Annotated in this window: 17 protein-coding genes; 12 read left to right on the forward strand and 5 right to left on the reverse strand. The window is 47.8% G+C overall.

Annotated elements, in window-relative coordinates; genetic code table 11:
• Positions 1-290 precede the first annotated feature (290 nt).
• The 9 genes from QFZ48_RS12305 (at position 291) to QFZ48_RS12345 (ending at position 10,276) form a co-directional block, all read left to right on the forward strand.
• Positions 291-827, forward strand: a complete 537-nt coding sequence (locus QFZ48_RS12305) for an HdeD family acid-resistance protein (protein WP_429062453.1) — start codon at positions 291-293, stop codon at positions 825-827.
• 285 nt (positions 828-1,112) lie between these two features.
• The gene (locus QFZ48_RS12310; protein ID WP_079471211.1) at positions 1,113-1,613 is read left to right on the forward strand and encodes an RNA polymerase sigma factor; all 501 of its coding nucleotides are present in this window, start codon (positions 1,113-1,115) and stop codon (positions 1,611-1,613) included.
• 380 nt (positions 1,614-1,993) lie between these two features.
• Positions 1,994-3,064 carry a fatty acid desaturase family protein gene (locus tag QFZ48_RS12315; RefSeq protein ID WP_429062456.1) on the forward strand — a complete coding sequence of 357 codons (1,071 nt, stop codon included), beginning with the start codon at positions 1,994-1,996 and terminating at the stop codon, positions 3,062-3,064.
• Between the two features lie 292 nt (positions 3,065-3,356).
• A complete protein-coding gene (locus QFZ48_RS12320) occupies positions 3,357-5,684 on the forward strand; it encodes an ATP-dependent helicase (protein WP_429062459.1) in 2,328 nt (775 codons plus the stop codon).
• A 5-nt stretch (positions 5,685-5,689) separates the two neighbouring features.
• Positions 5,690-6,148 carry a regulatory protein RecX gene (locus tag QFZ48_RS12325; RefSeq protein WP_429042615.1) on the forward strand — a complete coding sequence of 153 codons (459 nt, stop codon included), beginning with the start codon at positions 5,690-5,692 and terminating at the stop codon, positions 6,146-6,148.
• Between the two features lie 65 nt (positions 6,149-6,213).
• Entirely contained in the window at positions 6,214-7,017 is an 804-nt protein-coding gene (locus QFZ48_RS12330; protein ID WP_429042613.1) for an amidohydrolase, read from the forward strand.
• 30 nt (positions 7,018-7,047) lie between these two features.
• Positions 7,048-7,437, forward strand: a complete 390-nt coding sequence (locus QFZ48_RS12335) for a VOC family protein (protein WP_370908612.1) — start codon at positions 7,048-7,050, stop codon at positions 7,435-7,437.
• A 21-nt stretch (positions 7,438-7,458) separates the two neighbouring features.
• Positions 7,459-8,556: an N-acetylglucosamine-6-phosphate deacetylase gene (gene nagA, locus QFZ48_RS12340; RefSeq protein WP_429042611.1), complete on the forward strand. Its 1,098-nt coding sequence runs from the start codon at positions 7,459-7,461 to the stop codon at positions 8,554-8,556.
• 40 nt (positions 8,557-8,596) lie between these two features.
• Positions 8,597-10,276, forward strand: a complete 1,680-nt coding sequence (locus tag QFZ48_RS12345; RefSeq protein WP_429042608.1) for an ArnT family glycosyltransferase — start codon at positions 8,597-8,599, stop codon at positions 10,274-10,276.
• Between the two features lie 254 nt (positions 10,277-10,530).
• Here the strand turns inward: QFZ48_RS12345 and thiL are convergent, their stop codons facing one another.
• Positions 10,531-11,565 (reverse strand): thiamine-phosphate kinase, encoded by a 1,035-nt coding sequence (gene thiL, locus QFZ48_RS12350; protein WP_370908609.1) that lies wholly within the window; start codon positions 11,563-11,565, stop codon positions 10,531-10,533.
• Positions 11,566-11,576: 11 nt separating this feature from the next.
• Complete coding sequence (locus tag QFZ48_RS12355) at positions 11,577-12,347, reverse strand: inositol monophosphatase family protein (protein WP_429042606.1); 771 nt, start codon at positions 12,345-12,347, stop codon at positions 11,577-11,579.
• Between the two features lie 180 nt (positions 12,348-12,527).
• Between QFZ48_RS12355 and QFZ48_RS12360 the strand changes: the two genes are divergently transcribed.
• Both QFZ48_RS12360 and QFZ48_RS12365 read left to right on the forward strand, forming a co-directional pair.
• Positions 12,528-14,066 (forward strand): GH3 family domain-containing protein, encoded by a 1,539-nt coding sequence (locus QFZ48_RS12360; RefSeq protein WP_370908607.1) that lies wholly within the window; start codon positions 12,528-12,530, stop codon positions 14,064-14,066.
• Between the two features lie 29 nt (positions 14,067-14,095).
• On the forward strand, positions 14,096-14,734 hold the full coding sequence (locus QFZ48_RS12365; RefSeq protein WP_429042604.1) for a LysE family translocator: 639 nt from the start codon (positions 14,096-14,098) through the stop codon (positions 14,732-14,734).
• A 67-nt stretch (positions 14,735-14,801) separates the two neighbouring features.
• Here QFZ48_RS12365 and QFZ48_RS12370 read toward each other — a convergent pair whose 3' ends face one another.
• Entirely contained in the window at positions 14,802-15,842 is a 1,041-nt protein-coding gene (locus QFZ48_RS12370; protein WP_429042602.1) for a 2-oxoacid:ferredoxin oxidoreductase subunit beta, read from the reverse strand.
• 66 nt (positions 15,843-15,908) lie between these two features.
• Positions 15,909-16,253: a carboxymuconolactone decarboxylase family protein gene (locus QFZ48_RS12375; RefSeq protein WP_370908604.1), complete on the reverse strand. Its 345-nt coding sequence runs from the start codon at positions 16,251-16,253 to the stop codon at positions 15,909-15,911.
• A gap of 236 nt (positions 16,254-16,489) precedes the next feature.
• On the opposite strand from QFZ48_RS12375, the gene QFZ48_RS12380 reads away from it, so the two are divergent.
• On the forward strand, positions 16,490-18,691 hold the full coding sequence (locus QFZ48_RS12380; protein WP_429062462.1) for a transferrin receptor-like dimerization domain-containing protein: 2,202 nt from the start codon (positions 16,490-16,492) through the stop codon (positions 18,689-18,691).
• Between the two features lie 247 nt (positions 18,692-18,938).
• Here QFZ48_RS12380 and QFZ48_RS12385 read toward each other — a convergent pair whose 3' ends face one another.
• Positions 18,939-20,687 (reverse strand): N-acetylmuramoyl-L-alanine amidase, encoded by a 1,749-nt coding sequence (locus tag QFZ48_RS12385; protein WP_429062464.1) that lies wholly within the window; start codon positions 20,685-20,687, stop codon positions 18,939-18,941.
• Positions 20,688-20,692: the final 5 nt, after the last annotated feature.

Consider the following 20,692-nt stretch of genomic DNA (forward strand, 5'->3'; position numbering starts at 1 on the left):
GAACAGGTGAATCAAGTTACAAGTAGTTGAGGCGATTATTTACCATATAAACTTACCAGTATGGAAACACCTGCCACCTTTTTCTGTTTTAGATAAAATGCTATCCCACAAGGCGAGCACCCTTGTGCCCCTGATTGTTTACGACGGAAACACCTAGTTAATGCATTGAAGTATTTGTAGCTAATAATCCTGGTTGTTCAGAATGTTGAGAAACGGAAATGCTCATAGCGCGCAATGGTACACCCTGCCATAATACAGCACTCGTAGTGGAAACCTAAAACTGAGAATGCATGCCTGATTTTTATAACGCTTACTGGTGGCTCTTTTTATTAAGAGGAACTTTCGCCCTCGTATTGGGAGTACTGGCCGTAGGTTGGCCTGGTGTTACTTTTACCACATTGATCGTTTTCTTAGGCGCATATCTTTTTATTGCCGGCCTTTTTGCTGTGGCAGGTGCAATAGCAGCCAGAAAAACGAACGAGAACTGGGGTATTTTCCTGCTTTCGGGCCTGCTGGGCGTTATATTAGGTATCCTCACTTTTTACAATCCTTTTGCTACCGGCGCTGCACTCATTTACCTGGTTGCTTTCTGGGCTGCGCTGGCAGGCCTGTTTGAGCTGATCATTGCCATCAGGTTAAGGAAAGTGATAACAGGTGAGGGCTGGTATATTGCGGGCGGTTTGCTGACCATTATCTTTGGAATTCTCCTCGTCGCAAACCCCGTGGCTGCCGCCGTTACACTTACCTGGATCTTTGGGATATACGCAATTTTCACAGGAATCATGCTCATTTTACTATCATTCAGACTGCGAAGCATTAAACGATAGCTATATAATTGAAGGATACAATACCCTGATTTACTATTTTTTAAAGCACCCCATTATGCAAGCTTATTCTTTAACTAAAACCGTTCTTTATGATTGTCACAACACCTGACTAGGGCACCTGTTGCTGCCGTTTATCAGGGTGTTGATACCTCTCTTTTAAATTAGCGTGGCAGGTGCCGGCAGTATCCGCCGGAAGGAGACCCGCGGTACCCCAGATGCTATTTCTCCCGGCCCATTTACAGGCTGTTGTTCTAGCTAATTGTGAATACTTTAAAGTTAACCGTTATGTCATCCACCGAATTTAATAACTTATTACTCGGAAATGCCGATTTCCTGCGGCCATATGCTGTAACATTGACTAAAGACTCTGAATCCGCAAAAGATCTTTACCAGGAAACCTTATTCAGAGCACTGTCTAATCGTGATAAATATCTCGCCGGCACTAACATCCGCGCCTGGCTATATACGATCATGAGAAATATCTTCATTAATAACTATCGTCGCGGTAACCGCCAATACCGGTTGCTGGATAATGCAGTAGGAGATTACCTGTTGAGCCACCAGCCTTCTGCCATCGGAAACTTTGCAGAATCAGACCTGCGGGTGAAAGACGTGCAGATGGCAGTGTATAATCTGCCGGTTATTTTTAAGCAACCATTCCTGTTGTATTTTGAAGGCTATAAGTATTATGAAATTGCAGCTATACTCAATGAACCATTGGGTACGGTAAAAAGCCGTATCCACTTTGCCCGGAAAATGCTGAAGACGCGTATCACAAGGCATTAGCCGCTCGTTAATCTTACAATAGTATCATCAGACTCTGGATAACAGAAGTCTGCAAACCCTCAGTGTGACCATTGAAGACGCTGCTAATACCTCGTAGCAGGTGTTGTTGTTTGTGTGTTTTATTGTCTGCTCCGGCAGATAACCGGTTATTGCTGTATACCTGTTTGTGAACTTCTGTTATCCCCATTTTTCCTCCGATTGTCATCCCGCTGCTTCTAATCCCCTCTATAAGCACAAATCTTTGTTAAATAACCATTTATTATCGGGGGAAATATATAAAAACCGGTTTAAAAGCCGTTTATTAGCGTAGACTTTTCAATTTTTTTCCGGTTTCTCTACAACTAAACTGTACGCCCGGCAACAACAATGCTTATTTTTTTATGCCTAAAGTAACTTTCAACAACAAGAATGCCTTATTCTTTCCAGCACTCAAATCCGCTGTAGAGGACTATTTTAAATCAAACAACATTCAGAAAACAGGTAACTGGAAACTATATATAAAAACCGCTGTCCTTATTCCGGTGGCGGTGGGGCTGTACCTTTCGGTATTATTTATATCGATGCCGGCCATGCTCTCGGTAACTTTATGCGCTTTGCTGGGGTTTGTACTGGCAAGTATCGGGTTTAATGTAATGCATGACGCATGTCATGGCAGTTATTCTACCAACAGCAAAGTAAACGATACCCTTGGTCTTACCCTTAACGCATTGGGCGGCAACGCTTTCATCTGGAAACAGAAACACAATATCATTCACCATACTTACACCAACGTAGACGGCCTGGATGACGATATCGCCAAAAGCCCGCTCATGAGACAGTGCAGCTCCCAGAAATGGGTGCCCATGCACCGGATCCAGCACATTTACGTAGTACTGGTATACGCTATCTCTTCTTTCGCATGGGTATTTATCATGGATTTTGTGAAATACCTGAGCCGGAAAGTATATACTACCCCGCTGCAACCCATGAAATTAACCGATCACATGGTGTTCTGGGGAAGCAAGGTATTATACCTGGCGTTTTATATCGCTTTACCCATCGTATTGGTAGGCTGGCAGGCCTGGGCCATCGGCTTCGCCGTAATGCACGTGGTAATGGGCTTCACCCTCGCCATCGTATTCCAACTGGCTCACGTAGTAGAAGAAACCGAATTTGAAGCAGTAGGCGAGGATGCCAAACTGATCGAAAACGAATGGGCTATTCACCAGATCAAAACCACCGCCAACTTCGCACCGGGGCATAAAGTCATTTCCTGGTTTGTAGGTGGTCTGAATTACCAGGTAGAACATCACCTGTTCCCAAGGATCAGCCATGTGCATTACCCGGCCCTCAGCAAGATTGTGGCCGCCAAATGCGCAGAACATAACCTTACTTACAATTCCATCCCTACTATGCAGGGAGCAATAGTATCGCACTTCCGCTTCATGAAAGCGCTCGGAGCGAAACCATAGCGCGGATTTTGTCTTTCCCGCTGATTACGCTGATTATACTGATTTTTACTTTCTGATTTTTTTTGATTAATATAATTAAGGGAGATAAAAGCGAATTATCCGCTTCTATCTCCCTTAATCCTTTATAAAATCCAAAAGATAAAATCAAACTAATCAGTATAATCAGCGTAATCAGCGAGAAAGACAAAATACGCATCACCGGAGGCGATTCTATTCTCCGCCTTTTTCGTACTTTTACACCCTTCAGAAATACTATATCTTTTCTACATATAAAATATAAACAGCAGTCGTGATGAAGGCAAATTATTTAGACGAGCTTAACGAACAACAGCGGGAAGCAGTAATACATATCAACGGCCCTTTGATGATTGTAGCGGGCGCCGGTTCGGGAAAAACGAAGGTGCTCACCACCCGTATCGCACACCTGATGCGGAATGGCGTGGATGCGTTTAATATTTTATCCCTCACCTTTACCAATAAGGCTGCCCGGGAAATGAAGGAACGTGTGGAAAAGATCCTCGGCGGCAGCGAAGCCCGTAACCTTTACATCGGTACCTTCCACTCCGTATTTGCCCGCCTCCTGCGTGCAGAAGCACACCGGCTCGGCTATCCCAACGACTTTACCATCTACGATACCGACGACGCCAAAAGCGTTATCAAAACCATTATCAACGAGCTGAATCTCGATGATAAACACTATAAGCCCAACTTCGTTTATAACCGCATCTCAGCTGCCAAAAACAGCCTCATGGGACCGGACGAATACCAGTTGGATAACCTGGTACAACAGGAAGATATGCGCGCCAACAGGCCGCTGATCGGCAAAATTTACGACATGTACGCCAAACGCACGTTTAAAAACGGCGCAATGGACTTCGACGACCTGTTGTTTAAAATGTATATCCTCCTCAAAACATTCCCGGAAGTACTGCATAAATACCAGCACAAGTTCAAATACATCATGATCGATGAGTACCAGGATACCAACCCTGCCCAGTACGAAATCATCAAATTACTCGGCGCTGTTAATGAAAATATTTGCGTAGTGGGAGATGATGCCCAGAGTATCTATTCCTTCCGCGGCGCTACCATCGAAAATATCCTCCAGTTTGAAAAGGATTATGATGATGTGAAAGTGGTAAAACTGGAACAAAACTACCGCAGTACCAAGTCCATCCTCAATGTAGCCAATGAAGTAATTGCACATAACAAAGGACAGATAGAAAAAAACCTCTGGACAGATAACACCGAAGGCGATACCATCAAACTGGTACGCACCATGACCGACAACGAAGAAGGTAAATTTGTTGCGGATACTATTTCGGAACAGAAACTGCGGAATCATTATGATAACCGCGACTTCGTTATCCTGTACCGCACCAACGCCCAGAGCCGCTCCTTTGAAGAAAGCCTTCGCCGTAAAGCCATTCCATACCGCATCTTTGGGGGCCTGTCTTTCTACCAGCGTAAGGAAATCAAAGACTACGTGGCTTACCTGCGCATTACCATGAATACCCGCGATGAAGAAAGCCTGAAAAGGATCATCAATTACCCCGTTCGCGGTATTGGTAAAACCACCATCGAAAAAACCATTGTGCTCAGCAATGAACACAATATCACCATGTGGGAAGTACTGGAAAGGGCCAGGGAGTTCGGCTTTAAAGGCGGTACCGTAGAAGCCATAGAAGCATTTGTGATCATGATCAAAAGCTTCCAGGCAATGCTCACCTCGCACAACGCCTATGATGTGGCTGTTGCGGTGGGTAAATCTACCAACATTGTAAAAGAACTGTTTAACGATAAAACTACGGAGGGGCTTGCCCGTTATGAAAACGTGCAGGAACTCTTAAACTCCATCAAAGAGTTTACAGAAACCCCCGATGAAGAAGGAGAACTGCTTGATAAAAGCATGGGTTCTTATCTTCAGCAAATCACCCTCCTCACAGATGCCGACCAGGGCAGCGATGAAAACAGCGATGTGGTGAAACTGATGACCATCCACGCCGCAAAAGGACTGGAATTCCCGGTGGTATTCACCGTGGGGCTGGAAGAAACATTGTTCCCCAGTGGCATGTCTATCAACACCCGGGAAGAACTGGAAGAGGAAAGAAGACTGTTTTATGTAGCCATTACCCGCGCAAAGGCACGCTTATGGCTCACATACGCCAACAGCCGTTACCGCTTTGGTAACCTGGTGCAGAATGAACCGAGCCGGTTCCTTGAAGAAATGCCGGAGAAATTCATTGACCGCAGCTATGCCGGCGGAGGCAGCGTACGCAACGCTTTCGGCAGTGGCAGCACCTCCGGATGGAGCAACAGCAATAATATGTTCGACCGGAAAAAGGCGCCGTCGCAACCGTCGCAGCCGGTGGCACAGAAGCCCGCTGCCAAACCCACCTTTTCTCCCGCCACTACCCACGTACCTTCCGCTGATTTTGCCCCGGACGATCCGGCCGGCATGGAGCCCGGCATGCAGGTAGAGCATCAGAAATTTGGATTTGGTATCATCGCAGCAATGGAAGGAGCGCCTAACAACAGGATTGCTACCATCAACTTCCCTAAAGGCGGCGGTGAAAAGAAAATTATGCTGAACTACGCCAAGCTGAGAATAGTAAGATAACGGACATGAAAACCGCGATGTTAAAACTCCGGCAGTTTTGTGCCTACCAGGAACGGAGCCACCAGGAAACAAAATACAAATGCCTGGAGCTGGGCCTGAGGGGAGAGGAAGTAGACGAAGCCATTGCTGAGCTCATCGCTGAAAATTTTCTCAACGAGGAAAGGTTTGCCAAAGCCTACGCCGGCGGCAAATTCCGGATCAAGCAATGGGGGCGCAAAAAAATTATGATGGAGCTGAAGCAGAAACAGGTATCTGCCTACTGCATCAAAAAAGGAATGGAGGAAATTGATGACGATGATTACATCGCAGTACTCCACAAGCTGGCAGAGAAAAAATACCAGTCGCTTAAAGGAGAAACAGCCATGAAGCGCAGGTATAAGGCCATGCAATATCTTCTTCAAAGAGGTTTTGAACCAGACCTCATCAACGAAGCACTTGAACAAATTGCAAAGAACGAGGCTTAAGCGGGCAATAATTTGAAAAGTTTCTAACCCGTCAGGCCGTAATTTTGTGATCACAATAACCGATAATGTCAGATCTGATAGTAACACTCATACAAGCCCAATTGCATTGGGAAGACAAGGAAGCCAACCTGCGTATGTTTGATGAGAAAATCAACAGCATAAAGGAGAGGACCGAAGTGGTATTTTTACCCGAAATGTTCAGCACCGGCTTCAGTATGCAGTCAGCGCAGCTGGCTGAAACAATGGATGGAACCGCGGTACAGTGGATGAAGAAGAAGGCGGCGGAGAAGAATATCATCATCACCGGCAGCCTGATTATCGAGGAAAACGGAGAGTATCTGAACCGCCTGGTCTGGATGCTGCCCAATGGCACTTACGGCACTTATGATAAGCGCCACCTGTTTGGTTATGCAGGTGAACACGAACACTACACGCCCGGAGATAAGCGCCTTATTGCGCAGGTGAAGGGCTGGAAAATAAATCTGAACATCTGTTTTGATATGCGTTTCCCGGTATGGTCGCGCAATACCATCCAGCCGGATACTAACGAACCAGCTTACGATCTGCTGGTGTATGTAGCCAACTGGCCGGAAAGACGTAAAACTGCCTGGACTACCCTGTTGCAGGCCCGCGCTATTGAAAACCAGGCTTTTGCCATCGGTGTAAACCGGGTAGGCAACGACGGCAACAATATTTATCACAGCGGGGAAACCAGTTTGATTGATCCAATGGGAGAAATCATTTACCGCAAATCGCACGATGAAGACATATTTACGTATACCCTTAAACGTGAGCGGCTGGAAGAAGTGAGGAAGAACATTCCTTTCCTGAAAGATGCCGACGCATTTACTATTCTCCCAAAAGGATAATAGCAACGTTCTAACTAAAGATATTTTTATATGTTGTTACAGGCAGTCCATCACATCGCGGTTATTTGTGCAGATTACTCCCGGAGTAAAACATTTTATACCGATGTGCTGGGCCTGCAGGTAATACGCGAAGTATACCGGGAAGAACGGGATTCCTGGAAGCTGGACCTGGCACTGGGCAACCAGTACATTATTGAGCTGTTTTCTTTCCCGGACCCGCCGCCACGGCCAAGCCACCCGGAGGCATGCGGGCTTCGCCACCTCGCTTTCGCAGTGGCCGACATCGAAGCCGCCGTTGCACAACTGCAGCAGAAAGGCGTGACTACCGAACCACTACGCATTGATCCGCATACCCAACAACGATTCACCTTTTTTGCAGACCCCGACGGTTTGCCTTTAGAGTTATACGAAGTCATTTAACACCCGTAAAATTTTATTGCTATGTCTGTTGCCTACATCAATGCCCGGATCTTTACCGGGGAAGAGATATTGGATGATCATGCAGTGATTACACAAGGAGGGAAAATTACCAGCATTGTTCCTGCTTCAGAATGGAAAACAACCGGCAGCGAAACAGACCTGAAAGGAGGCCTGCTGGCTCCGGCTTTTATAGATCTGCAGATCTACGGAGGCAACAGCCACGTGTTTTCCATGTATCCTTCGGTTACCTCCCTGGCGGCCACTGTGGCTTACAGCAAAGGTGGCGGCGCCGCCTGGATCATGCCCACCGTGGCAACCATCAGCCCCGAAATTATGCTGGAGGCCATGAATGCAGTGAAGGCGTATTGGGAGCAGGGCGGGCAAGGCGTGCTGGGACTGCACCTGGAAGGGCCTTTTATCAACCCGAAGAAAAAAGGCGCGCACCTCGAACAATATATTCATTCCCCTACCCAGGAAGATATTAACTGGATCCTGGAAAACGGCCGTGATGTGGTGAAGATCATGACCCTGGCGCCGGAATGCTGTGATCCCGAACTGGTAAGGCAGCTGGAGGCAGCCGGTATCGTGATATTTGCCGGGCATAGTAACGCTACTTACGTGCAGGCCTATACGTCGTTTGACAGCGGTATTCATCATGCTACGCATCTTTTTAATGCCATGTCGCCGCTGGAAAGCCGTGCTCCCGGCCTGGTGGGCGCCATTTATGATCACCCGCAGGTATCCGCCAGCATCGTCGCAGACGGTGTGCATGTGGACTTTGCCTCCATCAGGATCAGCAAAAAGATCATGAAAGAACGCCTGTTCCTGATTACAGATGCAGTGGAGGAGAATAAAGAAGGCGGGTATGTATATATTAAGGAGACGGATCGCTATGTAAGCGCCTCGGGTGTTTTGTCCGGCTCACGGCTCACCATGACCAAAGCTGTCCGCAATTGTGTGGAACAGGTGGGCATTCCGCTGGAGGAAGCTTTACGCATGGCATCACTGTATCCGGCCCGCGCAATTGGCCGTGAACAAGCATTGGGCCGTATTGCGGTAGGCTATGACGCGGCATTGGTAGCCATCGACTCTAACTGGGAAACTACAGTATACTGTTAATAGCCCTATCTTCGCAGGATTAATAATACTGTATATCCGCATGAGCGCACTAACTCGCTTTCTGAAAAAAGACCGGTATAAAAATTTGTTCCTGCTCTCCTGGCTGGTACTGGGCCTGTTACAGGCCTGCTTTTCTGAGCTGTGGGATGATGAAGCCTATTACTGGGTGTATTCACGCCACATGGACTGGGGCTACTTTGATCATCCGCCTATGATTGCGCTGCTGATCAAAATCGGGTACGGGATCTTTCATAATGAACTGGGAGTGAGGCTGCTCATTGTTGTGGTAAACACACTCACCCTCTGGATTACCGCCAAACTGATTGCTTCAAAAGACAATAAACTCTTTTACCTGCTCATCGGATCTATGGGCGCCATGCAGATCGGCGGCATACTGGCAGTGCCGGATGTTCCCCTGATCTTTTTTGCCGCAGTATTTTTCTGGGTATACCGCAATTTTGTAAATGAGCAAACCTGGAGAAACACCCTGCTGCTGGGCATTTCCATGACACTGATGTTTTACAGTAAATACCACGGCATCCTGCTGGTGTTCTTCACTGTTTTATCCAACGTAAACCTGTTAAAAGTATTCAAGTTTTATGTGGCCTGCGTGCTCACCACGGTGTTGTTCCTGCCGCATATTTACTGGCAATATACCCACGGTTTCCCTTCGCTGCAATATCACCTGGTAGACAGGAACGCATCTTCCTATGATATTAGTTACTCGCTCGATTATCTCGGCGGGCAACTCTTATTATTCGGTCCTTTACTGGGCTGGCTTATACTGTATTATGCCTTCCGCAGCCCCATCACCAACTCCTTCGAACGCGCCCTGAAATTTTGCGTGATCGGCGTATTGTCCTTTTTCCTGCTCAGCACCTTCAAAGGCAGGGTGGAAGCCAACTGGACGGTGATGCTCTTTACCCCGGTAGTAATACTAGCGCATCAGGCCATTGTACGGAAAGGCTGGTCGCAGAAATGGTTGTTGTATACTTTGCCGGTTACGTTGCTGCTGGTACTCGTGGTGCGGGTATACATGGTCTGGGATTTTATGCCGGGAGTGGAGATAAGACCTGAAATCCATCATAACAAGGAATGGACGGCACAGGTAGCCGCCCGCGCACAAGGTAGACCAGTGGTTTTTGTGAACAGCTACCAGCGCCCGTCGAAGTACATGTTTTATACCGGGCAGCTTTCCTACAGCCTAAACAGCCGCTATGCCCGCAGGAGCCAGTATAATTTCTGGGACACTGAAACACAACTATGGGGTAAGCCCGTAATGGTGGTATCTGATCCCGGCACAGGAATCCCTATCACAGATAGCCTTAAAACTATTCATGGCACCTGGGACTACTACATTCAATCTGATTATTATTCTTACTCACTGATACAGTTGAAACCCGCACTAAAAAGTATCCGGGCAAAACGTGGGGAACATGTAAATGTGATCCTGCAACCTACCAATGGCTACCACCAGCCCATCCGGCTCGACAGGACCAACGAACCGGTACTGGGCTACGGGTTCATGGCCAAAGACGAATCCCTGCCACCGGTGAAATCCTCCATGACCCTGGAACGGGCTGTGCTGCGCCGCCTCATCAACCTGGAAGTGGTGATGCCCGATAAACCGGGCAAATACCAGCTGAAGTTCTCCGTGTTTGCCGGCGACATGCCGCCCACACACAACAGCCCGGTGATACCCGTGATTGTTGAGAAGTAATGCAGCGGAGGGACCGCCTTCGGCGGTTGTAAATTGTCTTGGAGCAGGATTACGCTGATTTTACTGATTAACTTGATTTGATCACTTTTGATTTTAATAGATTAAGGGAGATATAAGCGGATATATTCGCTCGTATCTCCCTTAATTATTTCTAAAATCTAATAAAATCCAAAGAATAAAAATCAAGCTAATCAGTAAAATCAGCGTAATCCTGCTCCAAGACAATTTACAACCGCCGAAGGCGGTCCCTCCGCTTACTGCTGGAACGCGTTCCAGCCCTGTGCCACCAGTTTGTACTTGTTGCCTCCTTTGGTGAGGATGTGCGCTCCTTCGGTGATATCGGTCATGTAGCCGATCACACTGATCTGCTCATTGAGTACAATTTTGTCGTAGTCTGCTTGCTTCATGGTAAAGAGCAGTTCGTAATCTTCGCCACCACTTAGCGCGCAGGCAGTGGGGTCCAGGCCAAATTTCATGGCTATTTCCTTGCTTTCCTGGGCGATAGGGATCTTTTCTTCATACACGATAACGCCAAGGTTACTCTGTTTGGCGATATGCAGTATTTCAGAGCTGAGACCATCGCTTACATCCATCATGGAAGAAGGCTTAATGTCTTCCTGCTGCAGGAATTCGATAATATCCTTACGGGCTTCCGGCTTCAGCTGGCGGCCAATGATGTAGGTCTGGTCTTCCAGGTCGGGCTTTACTTCCGGGCTTTCCAGGTATATCTTCTTCTCTCTTTCCAGGAGTGTAAGACCGAGGTAGGCCGCGCCAAGGTCGCCGGTAACGCAGAGCAGGTCGCCCTTTTCTGCGGTCGACCGTTTTACGAACTGGTCGGGGGTTACTTCGCCGATGGCGGTAACGCTGATAATAAAACCTTTTTGGGAGTTGCTGGTATCGCCGCCAACCAGGTCTACGCCGTATTTTTCGCAGGCAGCATACACGCCTTCGTAGAATTCATTGAGCGCTTCCAGGGAGAAACGGTTGGAGAAAGCAATGCTCACCGTGATCTGCGTAGGCGTGGCGTTCATCGCGTAGATGTCCGACAGGTTCACTACTACCGATTTATACCCGAGATGTTTCAGTGGCGTATACATCAGGTCGAAGTGAATGCCTTCCACCAGCATATCGGTGCTGATTACCGTTTGTTTGCCGAAGTGATCGATCACGGCGGCATCATCGCCCACACCTAATACGGTGCTGGCGTTTTGTATTTCTATGTTCCTGGTGAGATACTCGATTAATCCGAATTCTCCCAGGTCCTGTATTTCAGTTCTTTCCTGTTCCATCTTCCCAATACTTATTTACCGTTAACAAGATCTTGTAATGCGCTATGGATATGACCGTTGGTGGCCAGTATTTCTTTCTGATAGGGGGAGTAACGGTTGCCTGAAAAGTCTGTTACCTTTCCACCCGCTTCTTCTACAATGAGATAGCCGGCGGCAGAATCCCATGCCTGGAGATGGTGTTCATAAAATCCATCAAAGCGGCCGCAGGCCACCCAGCAGAGATCTATGGCTGCAGACCCCAGCCTGCGAACAGGAATGCCCTCCTTAATAACGCGCTCAAGTACCTGTAAGGGATTGTTGGCACTATCCTGCCATTGATAGGCAAAACCTGTTACCAGGCAGGAGGTTGACACATCGGCTTTGGTAGAAACCTGGATCGGTTTACCATTCAGCGTAGCTCCCTGCCCTTTTTCTGCCAGGAAAAACTCGTTCATAAAAGGGTTGTATACCGCTCCCAGTATCATTTCCCCGTCTTTTTCCACGCCTATGGATACACAACAAATGGGAATACCATTGGCGTAGTTAACGGTACCGTCGATCGGGTCAATGATCCATTTCACGGAAGAATCCGTCTTCATCTCGCCCACTTCTTCACTCAGGATAAAATGATCAGGATAAGTTTCCCTGATAATATTGATGATAGCGGTTTCAGACTTTTTATCCACTTCTGTTACCAGGTCGTTAACCGTACTTTTACTGCTCACCTCGAAAGGACCGTTGAAATATTGTTGCAGTATTTTTCCGCTGGCTTCAGTAGCTTTGAGTAAAGTTGTTTTTAACATGCCGCAAAGGTAATTACGAATTACGAATTATGAATTGCGAATTATAACCTACATGTTTTGGATATTTTATATGTATAGATGACTTAATGATACTACATAATCTGTAATTCCGAATTATCAGTCAACTTATATTCAATATTCCACTTATTTTTGTAGTTCAATTAAAGAGAGGGAAAGTTAATGGCCATCATAGGTAATCTTATTTCCAGGTCACTACGCATCAGGAAGAAGTTCACATTTAAATTAGGAACACCGCGCCAATACCAGCTGCAGGTGCTGCATCGTTTGCTGGAAAAGGCCAAGGATACAGAGTTTGGCCGCCACTACCAATTTCAGGAAGTATTGGATAGCGCTAATTTTATTAGTCATTACCGCGATAAAGTCCCCGTGCATAACTACACTAAAATGCATGCGGAGTGGTGGTACCGCTGCCTGGAAGGTGAAGCAAACGTGAGCTGGCCTGAGAAGATCAAGTACTTTGCGCTGAGTTCAGGTACTTCGGAATCTGCGAGCAAACATATACCTGTTACCAAAGCCATGCTGAGAACGGTGAAGAAAGTGGGGGTGAAGCAGCTGTATTCCATGGCTAACTTTAACATCCCGCCACGCTCTTTTGAAAAAGGCATCCTGATGCTGGGCGGCACTACCTCGTTGTATGAAAAAGGCGACTATTATGAAGGTGATATGAGCGGCATTCAAGCCAAAAATATCCCGAAATGGTTCCGCCGTTTTTATAAGCCGGGAGGCAAAATATCCCGCAAACCCAACTGGGAGCAGCGTATCAAGTTAATCGTGCGCAAAGCGAAGGAGTGGGATGTAGGTACTGTTTGCGGTGTACCTGCCTGGGTACAGATCGTACTGGAAGAAATCATCAAATATCACGGCGTTAAAAATATTCATGAAATATGGCCCAACCTGGCGGTATATATTCACGGCGGGGTATCTTTTGAGCCGTACCGCGATAGCTTCCAGAAGCTGCTCGGAAAGCCCATTGCGTTCATTGAAACCTATATGGCTTCTGAAGGTTCTTTTGGCTTCCAGGCCCGTCCGGGTACAAAGGGCATTAAGCTGGTCCTGAATGCAGGGATCTTCTATGAATTCATTCCTTTTAATGAAGAAAACTTTGATGCAGAAGGAGAAGTAAAACCGAATCCTAAATCTTACATGATCCACGAGGTGGTGGAAGATGTGGAATATGCGGTGATGTTGTCGACCTGTGCAGGAGCCTGGCGTTACCTGATCGGCGATGTGGTGAAATTTACTTCAGTAAAAGAACATGAAATAGTGATTGTTGGCCGTACCAAACAGTTCCTCAGCCTCTGCGGGGAGCACATGAGTATCGACAACATGAACAAGGCGATAGATAATGTGCAGAAGAAACTGGGTATTAACGTCCGTGAGTTTACGGTAGCGGGGTTCCCTTATCAGAACCTGTTTGCACACCGCTGGTATGTGGGCACGGATACACCTGGTGTGGATGCGGAAAAAGTGCGCGAAATCATCGATCAAACCCTCGCGGAGGTAAATGATGATTATGCCGTAGAACGCTCTGCAGCACTGAAGGAAGTATTTGTAGAGATATTACCGAATGATGCGTTTATAGATTACCTCCGTTGCAAAGGCAAGGAAGGCGCCATGAATAAATTTCCCCGTGTAATGAAAGGAGAGAAACTGAAAGACTGGGAGAAATTTCTTGCGGGAAAAACCGTTAAGAGTTAAGTTGCACCTGTGACACGGAAATTATACGCATGATAGCATCAATTGTAGCGGGACTGGGACTGGGATTATTTCTTTCTTTATCAGTAGGCCCGGTAATATTCGCAATTATAAAATACAGCATCAATAACGGCTTTAAGGCAGGGATCAGTTTCGCACTGGGCGTGTCTTTCAGCGATATTATTTTTGTGTTGACAGGTAACCTGACTACCTCTTTTATCAGTGGCCTGGAAGAATATAAAAGGTCGATAGGTATTGTAGGAGGAGCGTTACTGATATGCATGGGAGTATACGGACTGTTGTTTAAAAAAGTAAAGATCAGTACGGGAGAAGAAAAACCGGAAATGTTCCGCACCCATGACTATCTTAAAATATGGCTTGCGGGTTTTTTGATGAATACCCTCAATCCCGGTGTTATTATCTTCTGGTTAGGGGTTTGTGTGGCGAACAGCGCCACCACAGCTGGTCACCGGATTATTATGTATACAGTTTGCCTAAGCCTGGTGTTATCGGCGGATATCCTGAAGGTATTTGTATCTGATAAGATCCGTCACAAATTAACGCTTGCCAATGTAGAGTGGCTGAACCGTATTGCCGGTGCCAGCATGATCATTTTTGGCGTGGTGTTGCTTTATAAAGTATTGTTCGACGTAGGCGCCATGGGACATTAAAAATAGTTGGATATAAAAAAGCCTTCCGTCATACACGGAAGGCTTTTTCTTTTATTGGAGGTGTTTATTATCCTTTGATAGTCCAGGTTTCGCTGCCAGCCAGCAATTTATCCAGGTCGCCGGGGCCTTTTTTAGCCAGCGCTTCTGTTAACTGGAAGCCCATGATATCTTCATAAGTAGGGCGGAAAGCCTCGTAGAAGAGGCCGAACGGACGGGGTAAATGCCCTTCAATACGTACATCATCAAACATACGGGTGAGCAGCTGTGCCTTGTAGAAATCATTTTCATCATGGATCCACAGGTCGCTTTCTGCATACTCACTGCCCAGTTCCACTACTACCGGTCTTAAACCATCGAGGCGGATTCCTTTGTTTTTGGTGGCGCCAAATACCAGCGGTTTACCGTGCTCCACAAAAATGGTTTCATCGGCTTTGCTGCTTTTTTCGGTAAAAGCTTCAAAGGCGCCATCATTGAAGATGTTACAGTTCTGGTATATTTCCAGGAAGGAAGCGCCTTTATGTGCATGGCTGCGTTTCAGCATTTCCTGCAGGTGTTTCGGGTCGCGGTCCATACTGCGGGCAATAAAAGTAGCATCAGCGCCCAGGGCCAGGGCCATTGGGTTAAACGGATGGTCAATACTACCCATTGGGGTAGATTTGGTCACTTTATTTTCTTCTGAAGTAGGAGAGTACTGTCCTTTTGTTAAACCGTAGATCTGGTTGTTGAACAACATGATGTTCACATCAAAGTTACGGCGCAGCAGGTGAATAGTATGGTTACCGCCAATGGATAAGCCATCGCCGTCGCCTGTTACGATCCACACGCTCAGCTCCGGGCGGGCTGCTTTCAAACCGGACGCAATCGCCGTAGCACGGCCGTGGATAGAGTGCATACCATAGGTATTCATATAGTATGGAAAGCGCGAAGAACAACCGATACCGGAAACGATCACAATGTTTTCGCGGGGCACGCCCAGCGTAGGCATAATAGTTTGTACCTGCTTAAGTATAGAGTAGTCGCCGCAGCCAGGACACCAGCGGACTTCCTGGTCCGTTGTAAAGTCTTTTGACGTAAGTGGCGCCTGCGGGGCTATAGTTGCTGTTGACATTAGTATGAGTTAAAATAATATATTATAGAGTCCGTAAAGTTACGATAGATAGCTGTAATTCTCAGCTCACTGTGCCTGTAATTCTTCCCAAAATTCTGCCGCCCGGCGGGTATGCGGGATCACAATCGTGCCACCTACTATATTGGCTACCGCAAAAATTTCATACATTTCTTCGGTGGTAACGCCCTGCTGAAACGATTTCTCCAGGTGATATTTGATACAATCGTCGCAACGGAGTACCATTGAAGCCACCAGTCCAAGCATTTCCTTCGTTTTGGTGCTCAGCGCCCCCTCTGCATAGGTATTGGTGTCCAGGTTGAAAAGCCTGTTAATCACTTTGTTCTGCTTTCCAAGTATTACCTCGTTCATCTTAGCCCGGTAGTCGTTAAACTCCTGAATCGCATTGGCCATATAACTGCTGTTTATGTGTTTTGTTTATCGTTTCACCCAATAAAGCTATGAAAGGATTTACAAATATAGATTAATCTACTGGTTAAGTAGACTATTTGGCCTATAACCTATATTTATGGATCATAACCAAAAGTTATTGCATCAAAAACATCCGTTAAATTAGTCTATTGATATAATAGACTATTTGTATATTGAGCAGATAAACCCTCTTTTTCAACAAGATCTGGATCGAAATTATGACAACAACCAACTTCTCCCTGCTCATAGCACTGCTATTGTGCACAGGCGGGGCAGCACGGGCGCAGGATAAAAAGCTCACCGGGTATGCCGGGAACGCCGCCGCCCAGCAGCTGGAACTGGAAAGCCGCTTCGATAAGCAGTTAAGCAGCAGTCACATTGGTGAAACTATCAAAGCACTCTCTTCCCAACCACATCACATTGGCTCCGCCCGCGGCAAAGCAGTAGCGGAAGACATCCTGCAACGCTTCAAAAGTTACGGCTGGGACGCGGAAATAGTGACCTACCAGGTACTTTTTCCCACTCCCAAAGAACGCCTCGTGGAACTTACAGGTCCTACCACCTATAAAGCACTGCTGAAAGAACCTGCCCTGAAGGAAGACGCTACCTCCGGCCAGGAAGGCCAGTTGCCTACTTATAACGCCTGGAGCGCCGATGGCGACGTGGAAGGGGAACTGGTATACGTGAATTACGGTCTCCCGGAAGATTACGAGTACCTCGACCGGGCAGGCATCAACGTAAAAGGTAAAATTGTAATCGCCAAATACGGCCGCTCCTGGCGCGGCAGCAAGCCGAAAGTAGCACAGGAACACGGCGCCGCCGGTTGCATCATCTACTCCGATCCGAAAGATGATGGCTACTACAGCGGCGATGTATACCCTAAAGGAGCGTTCAAAAATGAGTATGGCGTACAGCGCGGCTCCGTGATGGATATCGTCATCTATCCCGGCGACCCGCTTACCCCTAACACCGGCGCTACCGCCAATGCCCAACGGCTCGATCGCCTGCAGGCGCCCAATCTCCTGAAAATACCGGTATTGCCCATCAGCTACCACGATGCCACGCCACTGCTGCAGGCCCTGGAAGGTCCCGTAGCACCGGACGAATGGAAGGGCGCACTACCGTTTACTTATCATATCGGTAGCGGCAAAGCGAGGGTACACCTGAAGCTGTCGTTCGACTGGCAGATACGCCCCTGCTATAACGTGATCGCCAAACTGAAAGGCAGTGAGCAACCCGACCAATGGGTGATCCGCGGCAATCACCACGATGCGTGGGTGAACGGCGCCGCCGATCCCATCAGCGGACTGGCAGCCCTCCTGGAAGAAGCCAAAGCCATCGGCGCGCTGCATAAGCAAGGCTACCAGCCAAAACGCACACTGGTGTACTGCGCCTGGGATGGTGAAGAACCCGGCTTACTCGGTTCTACCGAATGGGTGGAAGATCACGCTGCCGAATTGAAAGAAAAAGCAGTGGTGTATATCAACTCAGATAACAATGGCCGCGGATTCCTCAATGCCAGCGGTTCCCATGCCCTGGAAACCCTCGTGAATGAAGTAGCCCGTGATATTACCGACCCGCAAACGCAGGTCAGCATCCTTGCCCGTAAACAGGCGGCAGAGGTATTGAAGGCAACTACTCCCAAGCTGAAAAAGGAAAAGCTGGCCAAACAAGGCATCGCTATCGGGGCTATGGGTTCCGGTTCCGATTACTCTTCCTTCCTTCAGCACCTGGGCGTGCCCTCTCTTGATTTTGGTTTTGGGGGAGAAGATGCAGGCGGTGAATACCACTCCATCTACGATTCCTACGACGATTATACCCGGTTTAAAGACCCCGGATTTAATTACGGCGTAGCACTTTCTCAAACTGCCGGTCATACCGCTTTGCGTGTAGCCAACACCGTTACACTGCCATTCGATTACCGCAAACTCTATGAAACAGTAAACGGTTATGTGAATGAGTTAACGGAGCTCACCAGCAGCCTGCGCGAGTCTACTGCCATCGACAATCAACTGATCCGCGATCGTAAATACCAGCTCACCACAGATACCGCCAAACATTTGTCGCCTCCACTTCCCAAAACAGAAGTGCCGTATCTCGACTTTTCTCCATTGCAGAACGCCCTCACCGGTTTAGACACCGTTACCGCATCGCTCGCCACCAGGAAACTCTCCTCCACAGCCAACAAAGCGCTGTACCAGGGCGAGCAACAACTGCTGAACGATGCCGGCCTGCCGGCCCGCAACTGGTATAAACATACCCTGTATGCTCCCGGATTTTATACCGGCTATGGCGTTAAAACCATTCCCGGCGTAAGAGAAGCCATCGAGCAACGCCGCTGGAAGGAAGCCCAGGAACAGATAACGGTGGCGGCAGCTGCCATCAACCGGCTGTCTGCTTACTTAGGGAACATTCATTAGTATGGGCCGCCTTTGGCGGCGGAAATTGTCTTGGAGCACTGATTACGCTGATTATACTGATTAGCTTGATTTTTATTCTTTGGATTTTATTAAGATTTTAGAAAAGATGAAGGGAGATACGAGCGAATATATCCGCTTATATCTCCCTTAATCTATTAAAATCAAAAATGATCAAATCAAGCTAATCAGTATAATCAGCGTAATCAGTGCTCCAAGACAATTTCCACCGCCGAAGGCGGTCCTCCACTCACCGCGTCTTCACCGCCTCGCGAAGGTAATCCTTCACGCCTTCCACGATGCCGGTTACCAGTTCCCGCTGAAACGCGGGGTCCAGCACCTTTTCTTCGTCGCCGGGATTGCTTAGGAAAAGTGTTTCCACCAGTGCGTCAGGGAATTCGGTGGGGTTGTTGAGGATGAAGTTGAAGCCGGAGTTATTGCCGAAATCGTAAAGGCCGGTTTGCAGCAAACGTTCATGGATGGCTGCATTGAGCGGTTCGCAGAAAGGCTGTTTGTAATAGGTGGCGGTGCCGTATACATCTACAGGATTGCCGGAAGCATTGAGGTGGATACTCAGCAGCAGATCAGGATCGGCCCTGCGGAAAAAAGACAAACGGTCTTCGTTGGCAACAAATTTCTCGGTTGTGCGCGACATGATCACTGTAGCGCCTTCTTTTTCCAGCAACGCTTTCAGTTGCAGCGAAAGTACCAGGGTCATGTTTTTTTCCACGGCGCCGGTAAGACCGGTAGCGCCCGGGTTACTGCCGCCATGGCCCGGGTCCAGGCCAATCACCATATTTTTCAGCGATAAGTTTTGTGGTACACGTTTAACCTTCACCGTTATACGGTTATTGTCGTAGTACACCTGGTAGCCCCATGGCGCATGTTGCAGGGAAATTACCATGCGGCATACATCGGGCGATGGCTGCCCCCAGGCTACAGACGTGATTTCTTTGGTGTTTTGCAGCAGGGAGTTCAATCCTTTCTCTGCATAGGCGCCATGTATGTCGATGATGATCTTTTTGGAAGAAACCAGTTGCGTGGAAGTGTATGGCATTTTATCCGACAAGGCCACCGACACGTAATCATATTTTTCATCTCCCCATATTTTGGCATCGTCTGCAATGCTTACGGGAAGCTCTTCCTGTGGAATGTCGGTGTCTACCAGCGGCTCCGGAATAAAGGCGGTGGTGCGGGACGACAGCCTTACTTTGTAATAGTCGCCCTGTCTGCCTACAATATGTAAAAGCACATCTTTATCCAGGTAACCGATTTTATCGGGGCCCAGCCGGTCGCCATGCGGACTGGCAGTGAGGTAGGTCATATTATCGATCGTGCGGCCGGTGAATGGTATTTCATTGTGCATCATGCTGTAGCGGTAGGTGCTGCCGAGGATAGCGGTTTCGCCGCTTTGTTTGCGGAGGCGTACCATAATTTTTCCATTCAGCAGGGAGTCGCGTGGTTGTATAATATAGCTGCCGCTGTAAAAGCCAGGTACGCCACCTGTTTGCGAAACAGGCATTTCCTTCAGTGGTACATCATTGAACCAGCTGGCGCTTTGACCGGGATAACCTTTCATCTTTATCCGCAGCGTGTCGCCTTCCGAGAGTTGAACATTCCCCGAGGGGGATATTTCCATATAATCTATCCGGAAAACAGTAGTAGCAACCGGCGCTGGCGGTTGGTTATAGTAGTAGGTGATGTTCTTCGTGTATGTTTCTCCGTTAGGTGTGGTAGCGGTAACGGAAAAGGAATTCCTGCCGGTGGTCAGTTCATATTTTGCAGCAAAAGTGCCGGTGTTATAAACGTGTATAGTATCGTTATTGATCCTTACCGTACAGCCGGTACAGGTGCGGCCGGCGATAAATTGCCGGGAGGTGTTCACATTATTCTGATCCCTTGAAGGCTGACTGATACGCAGTGTTGCCTGACTGATTGCAAAAAAGGGGACACAAATAGTAATAAGAAACGTAGAAAAAAACTTTGCTGTTAGCGTCATACCCT

Origin of the sequence: Chitinophaga sp. W2I13 (assembly GCF_050434005.1) — a bacterium.
Classification (GTDB): Bacteria; Bacteroidota; Bacteroidia; order Chitinophagales; family Chitinophagaceae; genus Chitinophaga.